Origin of the sequence: Nocardioides sp., assembly GCF_031397825.1 — a bacterium.
Classification (GTDB): Bacteria; Actinomycetota; Actinomycetes; order Propionibacteriales; family Nocardioidaceae; genus Nocardioides.
This window is the reverse complement of the sequence record NZ_JANNML010000084.1, coordinates 1-21,916: the sequence shown is the minus strand read 5'-3', so window position 1 is coordinate 21,916 and position 21,916 is coordinate 1. Positions and strand designations below refer to the sequence as shown.

Genomic DNA, 21,916 nt, shown 5'->3' with positions numbered 1-21,916 from the left:
GGTCACCGACATCAAGAAGATGACGATCTGGGGCAACCACTCCGCCACCCAGTACCCCGACCTCTTCCACGCCGAGGTCGGCGGCAGGAACGCCGCCGAGGTCGTGGGCGACCAGGCCTGGATCGAGAACGACTTCATCCCGACCGTCGCCAAGCGCGGCGCCGCGATCATCGAGGCCCGGGGCTCGTCCTCGGCCGCCTCCGCCGCGTCCGCCACCGTCGACGCCGCCCGCGACTGGCTGCTCGGCTCCGCCGCCGACGACTGGGTCTCCATGGCGGTCGTCTCCGACGGTTCCTACGGCGTCCCCGAGGGCCTCATCTCCTCCTTCCCCGTCACCACCAAGGACGGCGACTGGGAGATCGTCCAGGGCCTGGAGATCGACGACTTCTCCCGCGGTCGCATCGACGCCTCCACCGCCGAGCTCGCCGACGAGCGCGCTGCCGTGACGGAGCTCGGTCTGATCTGATCTGACCGGCCCGTCCCGACGTACGACGACCCGCTCCGAGCCTGGCTCGGGGCGGGTCGTCGGCGTGGGGGCGTCCCGTGACTCAGAGCGGCTGGTCGGGGATGGTCTTGGCGAGGAAGATCAGCAGCCCGCCGACCCCGGCGAGGAGGCCGACGTCCACGAGCCGGTGGCGCACGGCGAGCATGCCAGCGTCTCGCTGCGGCAGGACCAGCCGCAGGGCGGCGGCCGCCAGCAGCGACGAGGCGAGCCACCGGATGCCCAGGCGCCAGTTGCCACCCAGGACGATCGCGAAACCGACCGAGCTGGTGATGAGCACCCCGAGGTAGAACGCACCGCCGATGGTCGACGGGTAGCGACGCTCGTCGGGCGCCTGCTCGTCGGGCGCCTCCTCGGGCCCGGGCGCGCCCTGGTCGACCGGCTCCTCGGGGCGCCGGTCGTCCGGGAGCGCGCTGTCGGTCACAGCCCGAGGGACTTCTCGGCGGTGGCCACGATGTTGGAGAGCAGCATCGCGCGGGTCATGGGTCCGACCCCGCCGGGGTTGGGCGAGACCCAACCGGCGACGTCCCACACGTCGGCGGCGACGTCACCGGCGATCTTGCCGTCGACACGGGAGACCCCCACGTCGAGGACGGCGGCGCCGGGCTTGACCATCGCAGCCGTGATGATGCCGGGCACCCCGGCGGCCGCGACGACCACGTCGGCGGTGCGCACGTGGGCGGCGAGGTCGCGGGTGCCGGTGTGGCACAGGGTGGTCGTGGCGTTCTCGGAGCGCCGGGTGAGCAGCAGCCCGAGCGGTCGACCGACGGTGAGCCCGCGACCGACGACGACGACCTCGGCCCCGTTGATCTCGACGCCGTGGCGCCGCAGCAGCTCGATGCACCCGATCGGGGTGCAGGGCAGCGGGCCCTGCTCCCCCAGCACCAGCTTGCCGAGGTTGGTGGGGTGCAGTCCGTCGACGTCCTTGTCGGGGTGGACGCGCGAGAGCAGGGCGAACTCGTCGAGCCCGGTGGGCTGCTGCACCAGGAAGCCGGTGCAGGCGGGGTCGGCGTTGAGCTCGTCGATCACCGCCTCCACCTCTGCCTGGGTCGCCGTCGCGGGCAGGTCGCGGCGGATCGACTCGATGCCGATCTCGGCGCAGTCCTGGTGCTTGGCGCCGACGTACCAGTGGGAGCCCGGGTCGTCGCCCACGAGCACCGTGCCGAGGCCCGGGAAGACGCCCTGCTCGTTGAGCACGCGGACACGTGCGGTGAGCTCGGCCTTGATCACCTTGAGGGTGGCCGAGCCGTCCAGTCGCTGTGCTGTCATCTGTCACATCCTTGCATCGGGAGGTCAGGGGTGGAGGTCGGCGCGCACGTCACCGGGTCTCGACACGCTCCGTCGCGACCTCGTGCCGCCGTCGCGATCAGTGGAAGAAGTGGCGGGTGCCGGTGAAGTACATGGTCACGCCGGCGGCCTTGGCCGCCTCGATCGTCAGCTCGTCACGCACCGAGCCACCCGGCTGGACGATCGCGGCCACGCCGGCGTCGATGAGGATCTGCGGACCGTCCTCGAAGGGGAAGAACGCGTCGGACGCTGCGACCGCGCCTCGGGAGCGCTCACCCGCCCGCTCCACCGCGAGCTTGCAGGAGTCGACGCGGTTGACCTGACCCATGCCGACACCGACCGAGGCGCCGTCCTTGGCGAGGAGGATCGCGTTGGACTTGACCGAGCGGCAGGCCTTCCAGGCGAAGGCGAGGTCGGCGAGGAGGGCGGCGGAGGCAGCCTCGCCCGTGGCGAGCGTCCAGGTCGTCGGGTCGTCGCCGTCGGCGTCGACGTAGTCGCGCTGCTGCATCAGCAGCCCACCGGAGATCGCGCGCATCTCGACCTCGCCGTGGCCCAGGGGTCCGCACTCGAGGAGACGGATGTTCTTCTTCGCGGCCAGGACCTCCACGGCGCCGTCCTCGTAGCCCGGGGCCACGACGACCTCGGTGAAGACCTCGGCGACCTGGCGGGCCATCTCGACGGAGACCGGCACGTTGGTGGCGATGACGCCCCCGAAGGCCGACACGGGGTCGCAGGCGTGGGCCTTGCGGTGGGCCTCGGCCACGTCGACGCCGACCGCGATGCCGCACGGGTTGGCGTGCTTGATGATCGCCACCGTCGGCTCGTCGAAGCCGTAGGCGGCCCGGCGGGCCGCGTCGGCGTCGAGGTAGTTGTTGTAGGACATCTCCTTGCCGTGCAGCTGGGTCGCCTGCGCCAGCCCGGTGCGGTGCGCGTCGACGTAGAGCGCGGCGCCCTGGTGGGGGTTCTCGCCGTAGCGCAGCACGGCGGCCTTGTCCCAGGTCGCGCCGGCCCAGGCCGGGAAGCCCTGGCCCTCGGAGGTGTCGGTCAGCACGTTGCCCATCCAGGACGCGACGGCCACGTCGTAGGAGGCGGTGTGGACGAAGGCCTCCGCTGCGAGGACCTTGCGCTGCTCATAGGTGAAGCCGCCGGCGGCGACCGCGGCGAGCACGTCGGCATAGCGGGCGGGCGAGGTCACGATGCCGACCGACGGGTGGTTCTTGGCGGCCGCGCGGACCATCGAGGGGCCCCCGATGTCGATCTGCTCGACGCACTCGTCGGGGCCGGCGCCCGAGGCGACGGTGTCGACGAAGGGGTAGAGGTTGCAGACCACCAGGTCGAACGGCTCGACCTCGAGGTCGGCGAGCTGCTGGACGTGGGAGTCGAGGCGGCGGTCGGCCAGGATGCCGGCGTGCACCCCCGGGTGCAGCGGCGTGTCGCGACCGACGAGGCACTCGGGGAAGCCCGTGAGGTCCTCGACCTTGGTCACGGGCAGGCCGAGGCCCTCGATGAGTGCCGCGGAGCCGCCGGTCGAGACGAGCGCGACGCCGGCGTCGTGCAGGCCGCGGACGAGCCCCTCGAGCCCGGTCTTGTCGAAGACCGAGACGAGCGCGCGTCGGATCGGGATCTGGTCAGTCATGGTGGGGTCTCCTCATCGGTGGTGATGAGGGCACCCAGGCGTTCGATGCTCTCGCCGATCCCCGGAACGGGGCACTCCCTGGTGGTCCGCCCACCTGCGCCAGTCGTGTGGTCCCAGCATAGGGCGCACCGGGGGTCAACGACCGAACCGGACCTTCCGCCCGGTGATCGTGAAGCCCTCGCGGGCCATCCGACCGACCGCGTCGACGAGCATCTCCCGCTCGGCCGCCTTGATCCGGTCGTGCAGCGTCGCGGTCGTGTCGTCGTCCTCGACGGGTACGGCCCGTTGAGCCACGATCGGCCCGGTGTCGACGCCGTCGTCGACGACGAAGAGGGTGCACCCGCTCACCTTGACGCCGTGCTCCAGGGCGTCGGCCGGGCCGTGCATGCCGGGAAACGACGGCGACAGGGCCGGGTGGGTGTTGACGGTGCGACCGCCGAAGCGGCTGTGGAACTCCTCGCCCACGAGCTTCATGAAGCCCGCGAGCACGAGCAGGTCGGGCTCGAAGTTGGCCACCGTCTCCGCCATCGCCCGGTCCCAGTGCTCCCGGGTCGTGAAGTCCTGGACCCGCTTGACGAAGGTGGGGACGCCCGCGGCGTCGGCGCGCGCGAGGCCCTCGATGCCGTCGCGGTCCGCGCCGACCGCGACCACCGAGGCGCCGTACGACGGGTCGGTGCAGGCGTCGAGCAGCGCCTGCAGGTTGGTGCCGGAGCCGGACACGAGCACGACGAGGCGGGCGGGACGGGGCACTGGCACGGACCGGAGTCTAGGAGCCTGTGACCTCGAGCGTCTCGTCGGTCCGGGCGGTCCGGCGCTGCCACCAGGTGATGACCAGGCCACCGACCAGGCCACCGATGCCGAAGGCCGTGATCGCGTGGAGCAGCACGTCGAAGACGAGGGGCCCGACGTCGCGCATGCGGCCAGGGCCGACGGCGCCGCCGGCCACCGAGGCCAGCACGCCGAAGACGACACCGGCGAGGACGCCACCGATGCAGCCGCGCGCCGCCCCCTCCTCCCAGCGCAGCGTCGGGTTGAGCCGCTGGGCGCGGATGGCACCCCAGGCGGCGACGAGGAACGGCACGGCCACCAGCAGGCCGGTCCAGGCGGCGGTCGGGCCGGCGTCGGGGAGGGCGGCCAGCAGGGGGAACATCGGGAGCGGCCCGACCAGGACGGCGGCGGGGCTGACCAGGGTGCCCACGCCGACCGTGAAGCCGGGGCCGAGCAGGTAGGCACCCGAGAAGACCGCTGCGTTGGGCACCACCGTGGCGCTGAGGGCGGTGAAGAGGGTGGCGTCGCCCGCGTCGGTGTGGAGCTGTGACATCACGTTGATCGCGGTGCTGGCGTCGACGAGGAGGGCGACCACGAAGCTCAGCAGGCTCACCGCGAGCCAGGCGAGCAGGATGCGTCGGCAGGCGGTCAGGCCGGCCCGCAGCGAGGAGGGGACGAAGGACGCCCAGATCGCGGCCCGGCCGGAGCCGATAGCGATGGCCGAGCCGCCCAGGCCCCCCGCCAGGACCAGCGACCAGAGCACCACCCGGCCGGTGTCGGGCGCGGTGGCGGTCGTGCCGGCCAGGCTCGCCGTCAGCACCGCGACGACGACGTAGGCGGTGGTGAAGAGGCCGGCCGCGAGCGGCACGGTGAGGTCGCGCTCGCCGTCGACGATCCGGTCGGCGTCGGGCCCGTGGCCCGAGACCGCCTCGCCGAGGCCGTGACCGACCCGCCACAGCGCCCAGGCGCACAGCGCCGTGATGCCGAGGGGCACGACGGTGACGGCGACCCCCTGCACGGTCACGCCCGAGCCGTGGGCCATCAACCAGCCGAGGGCGCCCGTGCGGAGCCCGTCGCGCGGCGTGCCGTGGGCTCCGGCGTCGGTGAGGAACCAACCGACGACGCCGACCGCGAGACAGACCACCAGGGTGCTGGTCGCGGCCACCACGCCGGCGAACGTGGCGAGCAGGACCAGCGGACGTCGGGCGGTCAGGTCACGGGAGACCTCGGCCGCCGAGCGACTCCGCGCCGGGGCCGACGGTGGGAGCAGTGAAGTCATGACCGTCCCATCATCACGCGGCCTCCGGGACCCTCGGCGCTCCCACGCCGGTGTGACTCGGGACGCGCCCGCGGGCTTTGGGGTCGCCGCAGCGTCTCGACTACCGTGGAGCGGCCATGAGGGACCCCCAGGAGTTCGACGCGTTCTACCGCGAGGCAGGTGAGCGGCTGCTGCTGCAGACCTATGCCCTGACGGGTGACCTGACCGCGGCCCGCAGCGCGGTCCGCGACTCCTTCATCGTCGCCTGGCACCACTGGCGCAAGGTCTCGCGGCTCGACGACCCCGAGTCCTCGGTGCGCCCGCACGCCTGGCGTCACGCCCAGCGCCGGCACACGGCCCGGCGGTGGCACAAGGAGAGCGGCATCGACGCCGAGGTCAAGGCGACCCTCGACGCGCTGGCGACGCTGACCGTCCCCCAGCGCAAGGTCCTGCTGCTGACCCAGCTGGCCACCGTGACGATGCCGCAGATGGCGCGCGAGGTCGGTCTGCCCCTCGAGGAGGCCGAGCGTGAGCTCCAGACGGCGGCCTCCCAGTTCGCCCTGGCCCGCGACATCGCCGCAGCCGAGATCCCGATCCAGCTCCAGGGCCTGGCGCAGGTCACCAGCGCGGTGCGCTTCCCCCGCGCGCCGATCGTGCGGCGAGCGGGCGCCGCGCGGCGTCGTACGCACACCACCGTGGGGGTCGTGGCCACCGTCGCCGCCTTCCTGGTCGCCGGCTCGCTGGTGACCGACGTGACCGGGGTGCGCCCCGACCTCGACTTCAGCGGCAGCCAGGCCTCCTCCTCCCCCACCGGCGACGCGTCCACCGCGGCGACGCCCGAGGTCGTGCTCGACGAGGCCACGCTCCTCACCGAGGCCCAGGTGCAGCGTCGTTCCCCGTCTCGCACCTGGTCCATCCGCCGCACGGGGGACAACTCGGAGGGCAGCGGCCTGATCGCGCCCTGCCAGCAGTCACGCTACGCAGACCCCCGTGGGACCGCGGCCCTCGTGCGCGCGTTCGCCGCCGCTCCCGCTCCCCGGAAGCCCCCGACGACCGTCCTCCAGCTCACCGAGGAGTCCGCGACCCCCCGGGCCGCCCGACGGGCCTACGGCACCGCGCTCGAGTGGTACGGCGCGTGCCTGGTCGAGCGCGTCCAGCTCCTCGGCACCCGCACGGTCGGCTTCGTGGGAGACCAGGCGATGCTCATGACGCTGCGCAGCTTCGACGCCCCCGTGCAGACGATGAGCGTGGGCATCGCACGCAGCGGCACCTACGTCACCACGACGATCACCACCGTGCGTGACGACGCGCGGCCCGACGTCGACGGTGCCGCGGGGCTGCTCGCCGACGCGGTCGACGGTCTCTGCACGCTGCCCGACGGCGGGAGGTGCGCCGGTGCCCCCCGCCTCGCCGACGCCGACCCGCTGCCCGTCGGCGCCGCGCCGGCGATGCTCAGCGAGCTGGACCTGCCGCCGGTGACGGGCGTGGAGCGACCCTGGGTCGGCACCGAGCCCCGTCGGGCCACGACCAACGTGGCCGCGACCCGGTGCGACGACGCGAGCTTCCAGGGCAGCTTCGAGGGCAAGCCCTTCACCAACAACCTCACCCGCACCTTCGTGATCCCCGAGGCGCGCCTGCCCGTGCGCTTCGGCATCACCGAGACCGTCGCCTCGCTGCCCCAGAAGCGCGCGGTGACGTTCGTCGAGCAGATCCGCACCCGCCTCGCCGACTGCTCCGACAAGGACCTCGGCACCGACGTCGTGCGCGTCTCGCACGTCGACGAGGCCGGGACCGACCTCACCGTCTGGGACCTCACCACCGAGATCTCCGACAACGAGTCGGTGAGCTACTCGATGGCGATCCTGCGCAACGACACGTCGGTCGCCCAGCTGACCTTCGTGCCCGATGGCGAGGCCATCCTGGCCGACGGGACCTTTGCGGCCGTCGCCGAGCGCGCGCTCCAGCGCCTCGCCCGCCTGCCGCGCCCCTGAGGCCCCGCCTCCCCCGCCTCCCCCGGCTCCCCGGCTCCCCGGCTCCCGGCTCCGGAAGATTCCGGAACGGTCGTGCAACCGTGGACCCCGTCGTGGCGTATCCCTCCTGACAACCACGCACCACGACAGACGGGACGAGTCGATGGACGAACGCGAGTTCGACGACTTCTACACCGCCTCCTTCAGCCGGGTCACGCACCAGCTCCACGCGATGATCGGCGACCGGGACGAGGCGCAGGAGTGCGTGCAGGAGGCTTTCGTGCGGGCCTGGTCGCACCGGCGCCAGCTCGAGAGGACGCAGCACCCGGAGGCCTGGGTCCGCACCACGGCCTACCGCCTGGCGGTGAGCCGCTGGCGCCGCACGGCGAGGGGCCGGCGGGCACCTGACCGCGCGGTCGGGCAGGCAGCAGTCGCAGCCGCCGTCGACGAGACGCACGTCGCCCTCGTCGAGGCGTTGCGCCAGCTGCCGCAGGCGCAGCGGCAGGCCCTGGTGCTCCACCACATCGCCGACCTTCCGGTGCATGCCGTCGCCGCCGAGGTGGGCGTGCCCGAAGGCACCATCAAGGCCCGGCTCAGCCGCGGTCGCACAGCGCTCGCCGCGCTGCTCTCGGACCAGCCCCACGACCCGCCCCACGACCCACCCCACAGCGGACTCCAGGAGGGAGCACACCATGCGTGACCCCATCGACGCCCTCGAGAACTTCGACCCCGGAGGCTCCAAGAACCCCCTCCCCGCCGCCGAGGTGCGGCGCCTGGGCGACCGCCACCGTCGCCGTCGTACGACGGGCATCGCGCTCGCCGCGGCCGCCGCGGTCGCCGTCGTCGCCACGGGCGGCGCCGTGATCGGCAACGACCGGGACTCCCGCACGGTCGACCCGGCCGACCCGACCCCCTCGGTCACGACCACCCAGACCGGCAGCTCGCCGCTCGACGCGATCGACCTCTCCGTCAACATGCCCGACAACGACGACGGCCAGCCGGTCGTGCCGGCCCGCGGTGGGGTCGGGCTCTCCGAGGTCGGCTTCTGCGACAGCGGACAGCCGTTGCAGGACGACGACCGCACGGAGTCGATGTTCGTCGCGTCCTCGGGGCCGGAGTACTCCGACGCACGCGAGCTGGTCGTCTACCCCGACGTCGAGGGCGCCGCCCGCGTCCTCGACGCGCTGGTCGACGCGGCGATGGGCTGCCCTCGGGAGGAGTCCGCACCCGGCAGCGCGACGTTGCACGAGGTGACGAGGTCCGACGTCGGGGACGACTCCGCCGTCGTGTCCGCCACCTACGAGACCGACGGCTCGGTCGGTCTCGCCGCCGAGATCCTGCAGCTCGTGCGGGTCGGCAATGCCCTCCTGGTCACCTCCCGCTACAGCGAGTCGGACCCGACGGCGCTCGCCCCGGTGCGGGCGCAGTATGCCGCCGACATCAACCCGATCGTCGAGCAGATGTGCGTCTTCTCGGGCTCCTGCGGGGGCGAGACTGCGTCGAGCGAGGCACCGTCGAGCGAGGCGCCGGCGGCCGGCGACGTCATCCCGGCCGAGTTCCCCCTCGCCGCGGGCTTCCCGACCGACAGCGAGCCCGGTCCCGACTACGGCCTGACCGGGCCCGCTGAGGACGTGGAGGTCCTCGACGGGGTGGACGTGTGCGAGACCGGCCTGCCGGCCGCACGCTCCGTCGACCGCCTCGCGACGCTGTGGGCCAATCCGGAGGACTACCGGGCGCGGGTGCTCCTGGCCTTCGCCGACGCCGATGCCGCCGTCGCCTACCAGGGTGAGTTCCTCCAGCGTTACCGCGACTGTCCCCGCGACCCCGGCTCGGACGGCTACGTCTCGCTCCACGACGTGCGGCGCACGGCGGTGGGCGGTGAGTCCTGGGCAGTCGTGCGCACCTCCGAGCTCCAGGGCTCGCCCGCGATCGGGCTGGAGGTCCTGCACGTGGTCAGGGTCGGGTCGGCGGTGCTGATCGACATCACCAGCGGCGAGGGCATGCTGCAGGGCTCCGACGGCCAGGTCACCGCACAGACCGCCGCGTCCGCCGAGGTGGTCGCCGCGATGTGCGCCTTCACCGAGGCAGGCTGCTGACGAGACGTCGTACGACGAGAAGCACGACGGCCCGCCCGGTCAGACCGGGCGGGCCGTGGTGCGTGACGCCGTGGCGGCGCCGGTGGATCACATGCTCTGCAGGATGTCCCGCATCAGCTGGGCGGTCTCGGACGGCGTCTTGCCGACCTTGACACCGACGGCCTCGAGGGCCTCCTTCTTGGCCTGCGCGGTGCCGGACGAGCCGGACACGATCGCGCCGGCGTGGCCCATCGTCTTGCCCTCGGGGGCCGTGAAGCCCGCGACGTAGCCGACGACCGGCTTGGTGACGTTGTCCTTGATGTAGGCCGCTGCCCGCTCCTCGGCGTCGCCGCCGATCTCGCCGATCATCACGATCGCCTTGGTGTCGGGGTCCGCCTCGAACGCCGCGAGGGCGTCGATGTGGGTGGTGCCGACGATCGGGTCGCCGCCGATGCCGATGGCGGTCGAGAAACCGTAGTCCCGCAGCTCGTACATCATCTGGTAGGTCAGCGTGCCGGACTTCGACACCAGGCCGACCGGACCGGTGCCCGCGATGGTGTGCGGGGTGATGCCGGCCAGCGACTCGCCCGGCGTGATGATGCCGGGGCAGTTGGGGCCGATCATGCGCGTCGCCCCGTGGTTGCTGGGCCCCTCGAGGTAGGCCCACACCTCGGCCGTGTCCTGCACGGGCACGCCCTCGGTGATGACCACGAGCAGGCCGATGCCGGCGTCGATGGCCTCGATGCAGGCGTCCTTGGTGAACGCCGGCGGCACGAAGACGACCGACACGTCGGCGCCGGTCTCCTTCATCGCCTCGGCGACGTTGCCGAAGACCGGGAGGTCCTTGCCGGCCAGCTCGACCGAGGTGCCGGCCTTGCGGGCGTTGACGCCGCCGACGATGGTGGATCCGGCCTGGACCATCAGGGTGGTGTGCTTGGAGCCCATGCCGCCCGTCATGCCCTGGACGATGATCTTGGAGTCCTTGTTGAGGTAGATAGACATGTCTTCGTCCTTACGCGTTCGCGAGCTCGGCGGCCTTGTCGGCCGCTCCGTCCATGGTGTCGACCTGGGTGACCAGCGGGTGGTTGAGCTCGTCGAGGATCCGACGGCCCTCCTCCACGTTGTTCCCGTCGAGGCGGACGACGAGCGGCTTGGTGGCCTCGGCGCCGAGGATCTCCAGGGCGCCCTTGATGCCGTTGGCGACCTCGTCGCAGGCGGTGATGCCACCGAAGACGTTGACGAACACGCTCTTCACCTGGGCGTCGTTGAGGATGACGTCGAGGCCGTCGGCCATGACCTGCGCGTTGGCGCCGCCGCCGATGTCCAGGAAGTTGGCGGGCTTCACGCCGCCGTGCGCCTCACCGGCGTAGGCGACGACGTCGAGCGTCGACATGACCAGTCCGGCGCCGTTGCCGATGATGCCGACGGCACCGTCGAGCTTGACGTAGTTGAGGCCCTTGGCCTTCGCCTTGGCCTCGAGGGGGTCGGCGGCGTCCTTGTCCTCGAACCTCGCGTGGTCCTCGTGACGGAACTCGGCGTTCTCGTCCAGGGAGACCTTGCCGTCGAGCGCCTCGAGGGAGTCGCCCTCGAGCCGGGCGAGAGGGTTGACCTCGACCAGGGTGGCGTCCTCCTCGACGAAGACCTTCCACAGGTTGAGCACCAGGCTGACGGCCTGCTCGACCAGCACCTCGGGGAAGCCGGCCTCGGCGACGATCTCGCGAGCCTTGGCCTCGTCGACGCCGGTGCCGGCGTTGATCGGGATCTGCTTGACGGCGTCGGGGTTGGTCTTCGCGACCTCCTCGATCTCGACACCACCCTCGATGCTGGCGATGCAGAGGTACTGGCGGTTGGCGCGGTCCAGCAGGAAGGAGAAGTAGTACTCCTCGAGGATGCTGGCCGCCGGCGCGATCAGCACGCGGTGGACGGTGAGGCCCTTGATCTCCATGCCGAGGATCGCGGTGGCGTGCTCCTCGGCCTCGTCGGGGGTCTTGGCGAGCTTGACGCCGCCGGCCTTGCCGCGACCGCCGGCCTTGACCTGGGCCTTGACCACGCACACGCCGAGCTTCTCAGCCGCGGCACGAGCCTCGGCAGGCGTCGTGGCGACGATGCCGGGGGCACCCGGGACGTCGTGCTTGGCGAAGAGCTCCTTCGCCTGGAATTCCATCAGATCCACAGATCCACCGTGTCCTCATAATTGAGCGGGCAGCCGTGTACGGCCGCGCGCCGTGCTTTGGGGTGTCCCCGGCACCCTAGACCCGTCGTGCCGCCCAGGACGAGACCAGAACGACGTGACGCGGGGCATACGACCGATGGGTGAGGAGCCTCAGTCGCGTACGTCGCGTGCTTGCGCGTCCAGCGCGGCAGCCACCCGGTCGGCGACTCCGGCCGCGCCGCGGGTCTCCACGAGCAGCACGTCACCGGCGCCCGCGCGCTCCAGCTGCGTCCGGAGCTCGTCGAGGAAGCACGCCTCTCCCGCACTGGTCTCGCCCGCCTCCCCCGCCTCCAACGCGACCACGAGGACGTCGGCGTCCTCCTGGACGACGCAGGAGACAACGTGCTCCGGCCGGTCCTGCGGGCCGGCGTGGACGACCTCCAGCCCGGCGTCGCGCAGCGCCCGGCCCGGCGCCACGCCGAGGTCGCCCGCTCCGTGCTCGACGACGACGACGCGGATCATGCAGGCAGGCTAGATCACGCCTGGGGTGGCGACCCCGTGTGACCAGGACCACATCCGAGGCCGCCGGCGGACCGGCGTACGACGCCGCCTGGCTGTGCCTGAGGCGTCCACAGCGTTCCGGACCGGGATTTTCGGACCCGTGACCCATCCGTTACAGTGCCTGTTCTGCGCTTGGCCCTACCGGTCGAGCGCTCGTCACTGTCAGAGCCGACGTACCAACGAAAGCGGAGACACCAAGCATGGGCAACCACCGAGCGGATCGACGCCCCACAGGACGCCGACCCTCGGTGGCGTCAGGTACCCGCCGCGCCGACGCAGCAAACGCCGAGGTCACGCCCTACGTCGGACGTCGCATCGCGACGGCCCCCGTGACCGCCGCCCCGGTCGTCTCCGTCACCGCTCCGACGCCGATCCTGGTCGACGTCGTGGACAGCTCCGACCGGCCCGCTCCCGGTGTCACGGCGGCCGGCAAGCGCAGGGCCGTCAAGCACGCCGGCGGCCGCGGGCCCCTGGTCAAGGGCGTCCCGTCCGCACCCGTCCTCCTCGGCATCGCCACCCTCGCCGTCTCGATCGGTGGCGCGATCAGCTCCGCCGGCCCCCAGCTTGCCGACAACGTGCCCGCCCAGCTCAGCGCCGCCAGCGCCCTCAGCGGGGCTAGCGGCACCGGGAGCGTCAACACGCTGGAGCGCTCGGCCACCGTCAGCCGCGACTCGCGTCGACAGTCCCTCGACCAGGCCACCGACCCCGAGCTGGTCGAGGCCGCCGAGGCCCAGGCCAAGCAGCGCAACGCCGCCCTTGCGCAGTTCGCCGAGCAGGCACAGGTGCAGGCCGACAAGATCGCGCTCAACCAGTGGGTCATGCCGCTGAGCCCGGTGGTCCTGACCGCCCGTTACGGCGAGTACGGACTCTGGGCCAGCTACCACACCGGCCTCGACTTCAACGGCAACACCGGCGACCCGATCATGTCGGTGGCCAACGGTGTCGTCACCTTCGTCGGCTACGACGGCTCCTACGGCAACAAGACCGTGGTGACGCTCGAGGACGGCACCGAGATCTGGTATGCCCACCAGACCACCCAGGCCGTCTCCGTGGGTGACGTGGTGCAGGCCGGCGAGGTCATCGGCACCGTCGGCGCGACCGGCAACGTGACCGGCTCGCACCTGCACCTCGAGGTCCGCCCCGGTGGCGGCGACCCGGTCGACCCCTACCAGGCGATGCTGGTCCACGGCGCGGTCTTCTGACGCACCCCCGGACGCCGGGCTCCCCGGCGTCCGCTCCCGCGCCGGGGTTCTCGCTCAGAGCTTCTCGACCGGTGCGTAGCGCAGCAACAGCCGCTTGACGCCCTCGGAGCCGAAGTCGATCGACGCGACCGTCTTGTCGGCCACGCCCTCGAGCGCGACGACGGTGCCCATCCCGAACGAGTCGTGGATGACGCGGTCGCCCGGCTCCAGGGACGGGATCTCGCGCGCGGGCTTGGCCTTGGCCGCCGCGTCGGCGCGCGCCGCTGCGGAGGAGAAGTTGCGTCGACCCGCCGCGGTCGGCGTACCGAGGTTGGCCGGTGAGCCGGTGGCCAGGTCGGGGCGGCCCCACCGCGTCTGCGCAGCCTCGGTCCGGCGCCAGTCCACGAGGTCGATCGGCAGCTCGTCCAGGAAGCGCGACGCCGGGTTGTGCGAGGGAGCACCCCAGGCCGAGCGTACGACCGCGCGGGAGATGTAGAGGCGGGTGCGCGCGCGGGTGACGCCGACGTAGGCCAGGCGGCGCTCCTCCTCGAGCTCGGTCTGGTCGCCGAGAGAGCGCGAGTGCGGGAAGACGCCGTCCTCGAGCCCGCTCAGGAAGACGACGGGGAACTCCAGGCCCTTGGCTGTGTGGAGGGTCATCAGGGTGACGACGCCCTGGTCGTCGTCGTCGTCGGGGATCTGGTCGGAGTCGGCCACCAGGGCCACCCGCTCCAGGAAGTCCCCGAGGCCGGGTGCGACCAGGCCGGCGTCGACGTCGGCCGGGTCGGCGCTGGGGCCGGCAACCGGGTCGTCGGAGAACTCCCGGGCCACCGCGACGAGCTCGGCGAGGTTCTCCAGGCGGGTGGCGTCCTGCGGGTCGTCGGAGGCCTCGAGCTCGGTGAGGTAGCCGGAGCGGGCGAGCACCGACTCGAGGATCACGTCGGCGCGCTCGTCGGCCTCGACCATCGACTGGAGCTCCTCCACCATCGCGACGAAGCCACGGATGTTGGTGAGCGAGCGGGTCGCCAGGCCGGGGGCCTGGTCGGCCCGGCGCAACGCCTCCCAGAAGGTCAGCCCGTCGCGCTCGGCGAGGAGGCCGACGCAGGCGACCGCGCGGTCCCCGATGCCGCGCTTGGGCGTGTTGAGGATCCGGCGCAGCGACACCTGGTCGTCGGGGTTGCTGAGCATCCGCAGGTAGGCCAGGGCGTCGCGCACCTCGCGCCGCTCGTAGAAGCGCACCCCCCCGACCACCTTGTAGGGCTGCCCGGTGCGGATGAACACCTCCTCGAAGACCCGGGACTGGGCGTTGGTGCGGTAGAACACCGCGACGTCACCGGCCCGCCCGCCGGAGTCGACGAGGGTGTCGATCTCCTCGGAGACGAAGCGGGCCTCGTCGCGCTCGTCGTCGGCGACGTAGCCGACGATGCGCTCGCCGTCTCCGGCGTCGGACCACAGCCGCTTGGGCTTGCGACTCTTGTTGTGCCCGATGACCGCGTTGGCCGCGGTGAGGATGGTCTGGGTCGAGCGGTAGTTCTGCTCGAGCAGGATCGACGTCGCGTCGGGGAAGTCCTGCTCGAAGTCCATGATGTTGCGGATGTTGGCGCCGCGGAACGCGTAGATCGACTGGTCGGCGTCACCCACCACCATCAGCTCGGCCGGCTCCACGCGCTCGGCCTCGGACAGCTCGGGGTCGTCGGCGCACAGCTGGTGGACCAGGGCGTACTGCGCGTGGTTGGTGTCCTGGTATTCGTCCACCAGCACGTGCCGGAAGCGTCGCCGGTAGGTCTCGCGCACCTCGGGGAAGGCCTGGAGCAGGTGCACGGCCGTCATGATCAGGTCGTCGAAGTCGAGGGCGTTGGCCTCCCGCAGCCGGCGCTGGTAGAGCGTGTAGGCGGCGGCGTACTGCTCCTCGAGGTGGTTGTGCGTGTCGGCGGCGGCCGCCTCGGCGTCGCGCAGCTCGTTCTTGTGGTTGCTGACCCAGTGCAGGACCGGCCCGGGCTGGAACTTCTTGGCGTCGAGGTCGAGGTCCTTGATGACCAGGCCCATGAGGCGTTTCTGGTCGGCGGAGTCGTAGATCGAGAAGTTGGACTTGTAGCCGATCTTGTCGATCTCCTTGCGGAGGATCCGGACGCACGCGGAGTGGAAGGTGCTCACCCACATGATCCGCGCGCGCTTGCCGACCAGCTCCTCGACGCGCTCCTTCATCTCGCCCGCGGCCTTGTTGGTGAAGGTGATCGCGAGGATCGAGCCCGGGTGCGCCTTGCGCTCGGAGATCAGCCAGGCGATGCGTCGGGTGAGCACCCGCGTCTTGCCCGACCCTGCGCCCGCGACCACCAGGAGCGGCGTCCCGGCGTGCTGCACCGCCGCCGCCTGCGGCTCGTTGAGGCCCTCGAGCAGCTCCTCGCGGGTCGGACCGCGTCGCGTGGTGCGGGGCTCGTCGGGGTCGTGCCCGTCCATGCCGGGGAACGCGAACTGGGGGGCTGACGACGGGGTGCTCATGCTGGGTCCAGCCTACGTGCGGCTGCCGACGGTGGGGGCGGCGGCGGCATGTAACACGTCGTGACCTCAACTACCCGGCCGCTGCAACGGTCTCGTAGATGGGGTAACGACGTGTTACATGTCCGCGGCCAGCCCTCGACCCGCCGGCGGGCCTGGCGCACAGCGCTTCTCCACAGGTCGAGGAACGCCCGGGTTGAGGCACGGCGTAGCCGGGCAGGCGGGCACCGTGCACCCCGACGTCAAGGCTCACATGGCACTCCAGCAAGGGCTCGTCACGCGCCAGCAGGCCGCGGCTGCCGGCCTCGACGGACCCCGCGTCGACCGCTTGGTGAATGAGGGCGCGTGGACCGCCGTACGCCGTGGCGTCTACGCCGAGACGTCCGTGGTCGCAGCAGCGAGGGAGGCTGGTTGGCAGGCGCGCCAGCTCCTCGCCGACCGGGCCGCGAGCCTGAAGATGATCCGGCCGCACGTGATGAGCCACGACTCCGCCGCGCTGCTGCTCGGATTGGCGACCCTGCGTCCGACCAACGCTCTGACCCACGTGACGCGGCCGGGTCTCGTCGGGTCCCACGTGCGCCACGACGTCAAGCACCACCTGGCGCCGTACGACCACTCGCAGGTCACCATGGTTGATGGCCGCCCGCTGCTCGACGCAGCGCGGACGGCGGCCGACGTCTCTCGGGAGCAGCCGCTGGCCCACGGGGTGGTCGCGTTTGACTCGGCACTGCGACTCGGCGTCACGCGTGAGGCACTGCAGGCGGCCGTCGACCCGCCCATGCGCTGCTGGCCGCACGTCACGCGGGTCCGCGACGCTCTCGACCTCGCCGCGCTCGGTGCCGACAACCCCGGCGAGAGTCTCGCGCGGCTGCTGGTCAGCGAGCTCGGCTTCGGTCGGCCGGAGGTGCAGTTCGGCCTGACCGACGGCCTCCGCACGGTCTGGTGCGACCTTCGCATCGGCCGCCACGTGTTCGAGTTCGACGGACGGGTGAAGTACCAGCGCGCTGAGGACGGCGGTGTCGCCCTTGCCTCTGCCGAGGACGTCGTCTGGCGCGAGAAGCAACGGCAGGACTTCGTCTGCGGCTTCAAGCTGGGCATGTCCCGGATCGTCTGGGGCGACCTGTGGGGAGACCGACGCGGGCAGGCCCTCAGCCGGATGCGACGCGAGGTCCTGGACACCCTGGCCCGGTTCGGCTCCTCGATCGACGACCTCGGGCCCCACCGCCCCCGAGGCCCACGCCCCGCGCAGCAACCGCACCGAGCCGCCTGAGCCTCCTGCGCCGCCGGCGACAGGCACCTGCTGAGTGCGACCGAGAAGTTGTAACACGCAGTTACCCCATCTTCGAGACCGTTGCAACGGTCTCGAAGATGGGTGGACGACGTGTTACAGGTCGACGGCCGGCTCGAGCGACGGGCCGCCTCAGGTGTGGGCGGGCGACCAGAGCACCGCGACTCCGATGTTGATCACGGAGAGGGCGATCAGGCCGACCCAGAGGCCCTGGGGGACGCGCTCCTTGCGCATGTTGGCCATGACCAGGATCAGCAGCACCAGGCCGATGGCGAACTTCACGCCGATCTTGGCGTGGTTGACCGGGTCGTCCCCGGCCTCGAGCACGCCGACGAGCGCCAGGCCGGCCAGGAAGGCCGTGCCGACACCGTCGCGCATGGCGGAGTTGACCGACTTCTCGGGAGCTCCGGCCTGGACGACGAGGCCGCCGAAGAGTGCGGCGAAGCCGAGGATGTGGATGATCAGCAGGACGAGGCGCACGGTCTCCATGCGCGCAGACTAGTGCGCTCCTGAGCAGGCGGGCGTCAACGACCCGTCGCCGTGAAGTGGTGGTAGTCCTTGAGGCTCTGGAAGTCGCCGCCCCACGACCAGCCGATGCGAGCGAACTCGCGCACCGCGACCGATCCGTCGGCGTGCATCCCGGGTCGGCGCCACGACCGGTCGAGGTAGGACGACGCCCGCTCCGGCAGCACCAGGTCCCCGCGCTCGTAGGGGTTGACGAAGGGGTTCAGGTCGATGGCGAGGCCGTAGGCGTGCGCCGAGAGCGTGGTCGTCGAGCCGGTCGTGGGGCGGCAGACCATCGCCGCGGTGTTGTTGCCGTCACCGGTCGGCGGGGCCACCAGGTCGGCCGTGGTCGGCAGCCGCATCTCCTCGATCGGGTAGCCCGCGCGGAACAGCGCGCGGAAGACGCTGACCACGTCGGTCGCCTCGCCCGCGGCGACGACGAGCTCTCCGGTGTGCGCCGCACCGTCGAAGCCGCGGAAGCCGACCGTGACGTAGCGGAGGTCGGCCAGCGGTACCGGGCAGCCCGGCTGCCAGGTCTCCCCCATCCGGGCGCGCAGCGCGTCGGTGACAGGACCGGTGCTCGAGCGGAAGGCCCCGTCCAGCGGGGGCGGCAGCAGGTCCACCGTGCGGTAGCGGCGCACCCGCAACGACGGTGGCGTCGCTCGGACCTCGCCATAGCCGTCGGCCCGCAGGGGCAGCACCTGCGACCCCAGCACCCAGGTCGAGTACGACGGGCCCGCAGGCGTCGGCGCACGTGACGGGTCGCCCGTGGCCGACGTGTCCGGGCTCGGCGATGTGGGGCGCGACGGCGCCGGTGCCGCAGGTGACTCGGCCGGCTCCGGGGAGGCACAGGCGGTCAGGCCCACCGTCAGCAGCACCAGGACCAGTCGTCGCACCACCCGACCAGTGTGCGCTAGCTAGGCCTTCGTGCGGGTCCGGGGCGCCTTGGGGGCGCGCGGCGCCGGACGCACGACCAGCACCGGGCACGGGGCCGAGTGCTGGACCCGCTGGGCGGTGCTGCCGAGCAGGACCGTGTCGCTGAGACCGCGGCCACCGGCGGCGACGACGACCAACCCGGCGTCGTACTGGCGGGCAGCCTTGATGATCTCGTTGGCCGCAGAGCCGCTGCGGATGCGCTTGCTGACCTTCGGACCCCAGCCGTCGTAGACCGCCGCGATGGTGTCCAGGGCGCTCTGCGCGGCGTCGCGGAACGATCCGTCGAGCTTGCCCTCCGAGAGGTCGTCGGCGAAGGCGACCGAGGCCAGCGGCCGGATCACCGCGACCACCGAGATCTCGGTGATCTTGGCCGGGTCGGCGAACGCCTTGAGCTGCTTGGCAGCGGCCAGCGACGGCCGGGAGCCGTCCGTGGCGACGATGACGTGCATGGTCAGACCTCCGTGGACGAGGAGTCGAGATCAGGGGTGCGGGAGCCGGTGCCGCTGCTGCCGAACAGGTACTCGGCGAGGAAGAGGACGAAGCCGACGCCGAGCAGGCCCGCACACCAGATCAGCGAGTGGGGGTCGTCGTAGACCGTGAAGGCGAGGATCGCCACGTTGCCGACCAGCCCCACGAGGAGCAGCGGGGTGTTGGCACGGAAGAACGGCTGGTCCTCGTCCTGGCCGCGCAGCTTGAGGCAGGCGACGATGACCAGGGCATAGATCGCCAGAAGCAGCACGACGGTGACCGTGGCGAGGCGACCGACGAGGTCGATGCCGCCGCCTGCCTCCGTGACCAGGGTGCCGATGACCAGCAGCGAGCCCACGACGACACCGGAGAAGATCAGGCCGACCCAGGGGCTGCGGCGGGTCGGGTGGACCTTGGCGAACACGCCGGGCACGACGTCCTCACGGGCCATGCCGTAGAGGACACGGGGCTGGGTGACGATCGTGACGAGGGTGGTGTTGGTGATCGCGATCAGCGCGATGACCGAGAACAGCGTGCTCATGAACGACGTGGAGACGGGCAGGATCCCCGCCTCCACCACCTCGAGCAGGGCCGCGTCGGAGTTGGCCAGCGTCTCGGTCGGCACGGTCAGTGCGGCAGCCATGGAGACCAGGACGTAGACCACGCCGGCCACGATCATGCCGCCGACCAGGGAGCGCGGGAACGCCTTGAAGGGATCGATCGTCTCCTCGGCGACGTTGGCGGTGTTCTCGAAGCCCGTCATCGCGAAGAACGAGAAGGAGATGCCGGCCAGGACGGCGAGTGCGGGGCTGCCGTAGTCGCCCGAGGTGTCGATCTGGGTCAGGACGCCGAAGTCGGCGTCGCCCTGGCCGATGAAGACGATGCCGATGATGAGCACGATCAGCAGGCCGCCGACCTCGACGAAGGTCATCAGCATGTTCATCCACACCGACTCCGTGATGCCGATGAAGTTGACGACGACCAGCAGCGCCACGAAGACCAGCGAGATCAGCAGGGCCGGAGGGCCGGACCAGAGGGTGTCGAAGTAGGAGGCGAAGCCCACCGCCAGCGAGCCCGAGGCGGCCATGCTGGCGGCCAGGAAGGACACGGTGATCAGGAAGGTGAGCGGGCGGCTGCCGAACGCCTTGTTGACGTAGAGCGAGGCGCCTGCGGCCCGCGGGTACTTCGTCACCAGCTCGGCGTACGCCGCCCCGGTGATCGCCGCGACGGTCACGCCGAGGGCGAAGGCGATCCAGAAGGCGCCGCCCACCGCAGCGGCGACCAGCCCGATGAGGACGTAGATGCCGGAGCCGAGCACGTCGCCGAGGGTGTAGAAGAAGAGCAGGCGGCCGGTGATCGACCGCTTGAGCTCCCCGTCCTGTTCGGGCTCTGCCGTCGTGTCGGATGTCGCTGTGCTCACGGGTGCCTCCTGGATCGACTCAAGCGTTCGGGGCCGACTACCCACCAGGATCAGGTCCCAAACACGCGGCGCCCCCCGCGAGCGCTCAGAGCAGGCGACGGTCCGAGGCCCACCGGGAGAGCTCGTGGCGCGAGGACAGCTGGAGCTTGCGCAGCACCGACGACATGTGGGTCTCGACGGTCTTGATCGAGATGAAGAGCTCCTTGGCCACCTCCTTGTAGGCGTAGCCGCGAGCGATCAGGCGCATGACCTCGCGCTCACGCTCGGTCAGCCGGTCGAGGTCCTCGTCGACCGCCGACACGTCGATCGAGCCGGCGAAGGCGTCGAGGACGAACCCGGCGAGCCGGGGCGAGAACACCGCGTCGCCCTCGGCGACCCGCTGGATCGCGGAGACCAGCTCGGGACCGGTGATCGTCTTGGTGACGTAGCCGCGCGCTCCTCCCCGGATCGTGCCGATCACGTCCTCGGCCGCGTCGGACACGCTCAGCGCCAGGAAGCGGGGCACCACCGCGGGCACCGACCTCGGGGACGCCAGCAGGCGCCGCATCACCTCGACCCCTCCACCCCCCGGCAGGTGCACGTCGAGGAGCACGACGTCGGGCTGGTGGGCGATGATCGCCGCAAGTGCCTCGTCGACGTCGGCGGCCTCGGCCAGCACCTCGACGCTCCCGGCCCCGACGGTGGTCAGCTCACCGCGCACACCGCTGCGGAACATCGCGTGGTCGTCGACGATCACGACCCGGACCGGGGTCGTCCTGGGCTCAGTCATGGTGCTCCTCCTGGGTGGGTCGCGGCAGGTGCAGGCGCACCTCGGTGCCCTCGGTGTCGGACCGCACGTCGGCAGAGCCGCCGTGGCGCTGCATCCGGTCCACGATGCTGTGGCGTACGCCGTAGCGGTCGCCGGGCACCTGGTCGAGGTCGAAGCCGGGCCCGCGGTCACGGACGAAGACGTCCACCGCCGCGGGTGTCACCTCGGCGTAGACGTCGACCCGCCCGACGCCGGCGTGCTTGGCGGCGTTGGTGATCGCCTCGCGCGTCGCTGCGACAGCGGGGCGCAGGGACTCCTCCATCGGGCAGTCGCCCACCGTGACCACGTCGACGGAGATGCCGTGGGCGTCCTCGACCGAGGCCGCGACACCACGCAGGGCACTGGCGACGCTGCTCTCGTCGAGGGACTCCCCGGAGTAGAGCCACGCACGCAGGTCGCGCTCCTGGGACCGAGCGAGACGGGCGACCGTGGCGGCGTCACCGGGGTTCTTCTGGATGAGCGCGAGGGTCTGCAGGACCGAGTCGTGCAGATGCGCGGCGACGTCGGCGCGCTCCAGGGTGCGGACCCGTTCCCATCGCTCGGCGGTGAGCTCGGAGGCCCCCCCGAAGACCCAGGGCCCGCTTACGATTCCGAGAACGACGACACCGA

Annotated in this window: 20 protein-coding genes and 1 pseudogene; 6 read left to right on the top strand and 15 right to left on the bottom strand. The window is 71.7% G+C overall.

The window, feature by feature from the left end; translation table 11 throughout:
- Positions 1-466: pseudogene (locus RMN98_RS07305) on the top strand (malate dehydrogenase); the annotation flags it as partial.
- A gap of 82 nt (positions 467-548) precedes the next feature.
- On the opposite strand, the gene RMN98_RS07300 reads toward RMN98_RS07305, so the two are convergent.
- The 5 genes from RMN98_RS07300 to RMN98_RS07280 form a co-directional block, all read right to left on the bottom strand.
- The gene (locus RMN98_RS07300) at positions 549-926 is read right to left on the bottom strand and encodes a DUF3017 domain-containing protein (protein ID WP_309648147.1); all 378 of its coding nucleotides are present in this window, start codon (positions 924-926) and stop codon (positions 549-551) included.
- The gene (locus RMN98_RS07295) at positions 923-1,771 is read right to left on the bottom strand and encodes a bifunctional methylenetetrahydrofolate dehydrogenase/methenyltetrahydrofolate cyclohydrolase (protein ID WP_309648146.1); all 849 of its coding nucleotides are present in this window, start codon (positions 1,769-1,771) and stop codon (positions 923-925) included. The genes RMN98_RS07300 and RMN98_RS07295 overlap by 4 nt, the downstream gene beginning before the upstream one ends.
- A gap of 97 nt (positions 1,772-1,868) precedes the next feature.
- Entirely contained in the window at positions 1,869-3,425 is a 1,557-nt protein-coding gene (gene purH / locus RMN98_RS07290; RefSeq protein WP_309648145.1) for a bifunctional phosphoribosylaminoimidazolecarboxamide formyltransferase/IMP cyclohydrolase, read from the bottom strand.
- Positions 3,426-3,560: 135 nt separating this feature from the next.
- The gene (gene purN / locus RMN98_RS07285) at positions 3,561-4,181 is read right to left on the bottom strand and encodes a phosphoribosylglycinamide formyltransferase (RefSeq protein ID WP_309648144.1); all 621 of its coding nucleotides are present in this window, start codon (positions 4,179-4,181) and stop codon (positions 3,561-3,563) included.
- Between the two features lie 10 nt (positions 4,182-4,191).
- The gene (locus RMN98_RS07280) at positions 4,192-5,472 is read right to left on the bottom strand and encodes a DUF6350 family protein (RefSeq protein WP_309648143.1); all 1,281 of its coding nucleotides are present in this window, start codon (positions 5,470-5,472) and stop codon (positions 4,192-4,194) included.
- Between the two features lie 116 nt (positions 5,473-5,588).
- Here RMN98_RS07280 and RMN98_RS07275 point away from each other — a divergent pair, with 116 nt between their 5' ends.
- The 3 genes from RMN98_RS07275 to RMN98_RS07265 all read left to right on the top strand — a co-directional run bounded on the left by RMN98_RS07275 (position 5,589) and on the right by RMN98_RS07265 (position 9,517).
- The gene (locus RMN98_RS07275) at positions 5,589-7,442 is read left to right on the top strand and encodes a hypothetical protein (RefSeq protein ID WP_309648142.1); all 1,854 of its coding nucleotides are present in this window, start codon (positions 5,589-5,591) and stop codon (positions 7,440-7,442) included.
- Positions 7,443-7,584: 142 nt separating this feature from the next.
- On the top strand, positions 7,585-8,121 hold the full coding sequence (locus tag RMN98_RS07270; RefSeq protein WP_309648141.1) for a sigma-70 family RNA polymerase sigma factor: 537 nt from the start codon (positions 7,585-7,587) through the stop codon (positions 8,119-8,121).
- The gene (locus RMN98_RS07265) at positions 8,114-9,517 is read left to right on the top strand and encodes a hypothetical protein (RefSeq protein WP_309648140.1); all 1,404 of its coding nucleotides are present in this window, start codon (positions 8,114-8,116) and stop codon (positions 9,515-9,517) included. The genes RMN98_RS07270 and RMN98_RS07265 overlap by 8 nt, the downstream gene beginning before the upstream one ends.
- An 87-nt stretch (positions 9,518-9,604) precedes the next feature.
- On the opposite strand, the gene sucD is transcribed toward RMN98_RS07265, so the two are convergent.
- The 3 genes from sucD to RMN98_RS07250 all read right to left on the bottom strand — a co-directional run bounded on the left by sucD (position 9,605) and on the right by RMN98_RS07250 (position 12,170).
- Positions 9,605-10,498 carry a succinate--CoA ligase subunit alpha gene (gene sucD / locus RMN98_RS07260; RefSeq protein ID WP_309648139.1) on the bottom strand — a complete coding sequence of 298 codons (894 nt, stop codon included), beginning with the start codon at positions 10,496-10,498 and terminating at the stop codon, positions 9,605-9,607.
- A 10-nt stretch (positions 10,499-10,508) separates the two neighbouring features.
- Entirely contained in the window at positions 10,509-11,669 is a 1,161-nt protein-coding gene (gene sucC, locus RMN98_RS07255; protein ID WP_309648138.1) for an ADP-forming succinate--CoA ligase subunit beta, read from the bottom strand.
- A 150-nt stretch (positions 11,670-11,819) separates the two neighbouring features.
- On the bottom strand, positions 11,820-12,170 hold the full coding sequence (locus tag RMN98_RS07250; protein WP_309648137.1) for a hypothetical protein: 351 nt from the start codon (positions 12,168-12,170) through the stop codon (positions 11,820-11,822).
- Positions 12,171-12,457: 287 nt separating this feature from the next.
- Here RMN98_RS07250 and RMN98_RS07245 point away from each other — a divergent pair, with 287 nt between their 5' ends.
- Positions 12,458-13,411, top strand: a complete 954-nt coding sequence (locus RMN98_RS07245) for a M23 family metallopeptidase (RefSeq protein ID WP_309648136.1) — start codon at positions 12,458-12,460, stop codon at positions 13,409-13,411.
- Between the two features lie 54 nt (positions 13,412-13,465).
- Here the strand turns inward: RMN98_RS07245 and pcrA are convergent, their stop codons facing one another.
- The gene (pcrA, locus tag RMN98_RS07240) at positions 13,466-15,886 is read right to left on the bottom strand and encodes a DNA helicase PcrA (RefSeq protein WP_397209058.1); all 2,421 of its coding nucleotides are present in this window, start codon (positions 15,884-15,886) and stop codon (positions 13,466-13,468) included.
- A gap of 250 nt (positions 15,887-16,136) precedes the next feature.
- Here pcrA and RMN98_RS07235 point away from each other — a divergent pair, with 250 nt between their 5' ends.
- The gene (locus RMN98_RS07235; protein ID WP_309648135.1) at positions 16,137-17,153 is read left to right on the top strand and encodes a type IV toxin-antitoxin system AbiEi family antitoxin domain-containing protein; all 1,017 of its coding nucleotides are present in this window, start codon (positions 16,137-16,139) and stop codon (positions 17,151-17,153) included.
- A 150-nt stretch (positions 17,154-17,303) separates the two neighbouring features.
- Here RMN98_RS07235 and RMN98_RS07230 read toward each other — a convergent pair whose 3' ends face one another.
- From RMN98_RS07230 to RMN98_RS07205, 6 genes are all read right to left on the bottom strand, one after another.
- Positions 17,304-17,660, bottom strand: coding sequence for a hypothetical protein (locus tag RMN98_RS07230; protein WP_309648134.1), 357 nt, complete (start codon positions 17,658-17,660; stop codon positions 17,304-17,306).
- Positions 17,661-17,695: 35 nt separating this feature from the next.
- Complete coding sequence (locus tag RMN98_RS07225) at positions 17,696-18,574, bottom strand: M15 family metallopeptidase (protein ID WP_309648133.1); 879 nt, start codon at positions 18,572-18,574, stop codon at positions 17,696-17,698.
- A gap of 18 nt (positions 18,575-18,592) precedes the next feature.
- Positions 18,593-19,060 carry a universal stress protein gene (locus tag RMN98_RS07220; RefSeq protein WP_309648132.1) on the bottom strand — a complete coding sequence of 156 codons (468 nt, stop codon included), beginning with the start codon at positions 19,058-19,060 and terminating at the stop codon, positions 18,593-18,595.
- Between the two features lie 2 nt (positions 19,061-19,062).
- Positions 19,063-20,499, bottom strand: coding sequence for an APC family permease (locus RMN98_RS07215; protein ID WP_309648131.1), 1,437 nt, complete (start codon positions 20,497-20,499; stop codon positions 19,063-19,065).
- Positions 20,500-20,584: 85 nt separating this feature from the next.
- A complete protein-coding gene (locus tag RMN98_RS07210; protein WP_309648130.1) occupies positions 20,585-21,268 on the bottom strand; it encodes a response regulator transcription factor in 684 nt (227 codons plus the stop codon).
- Positions 21,261-21,916: ATP-binding protein (locus RMN98_RS07205; RefSeq protein ID WP_309648129.1), on the bottom strand; the 656-nt coding region annotated here is incomplete at its 5' end. The genes RMN98_RS07210 and RMN98_RS07205, both read right to left, overlap by 8 nt.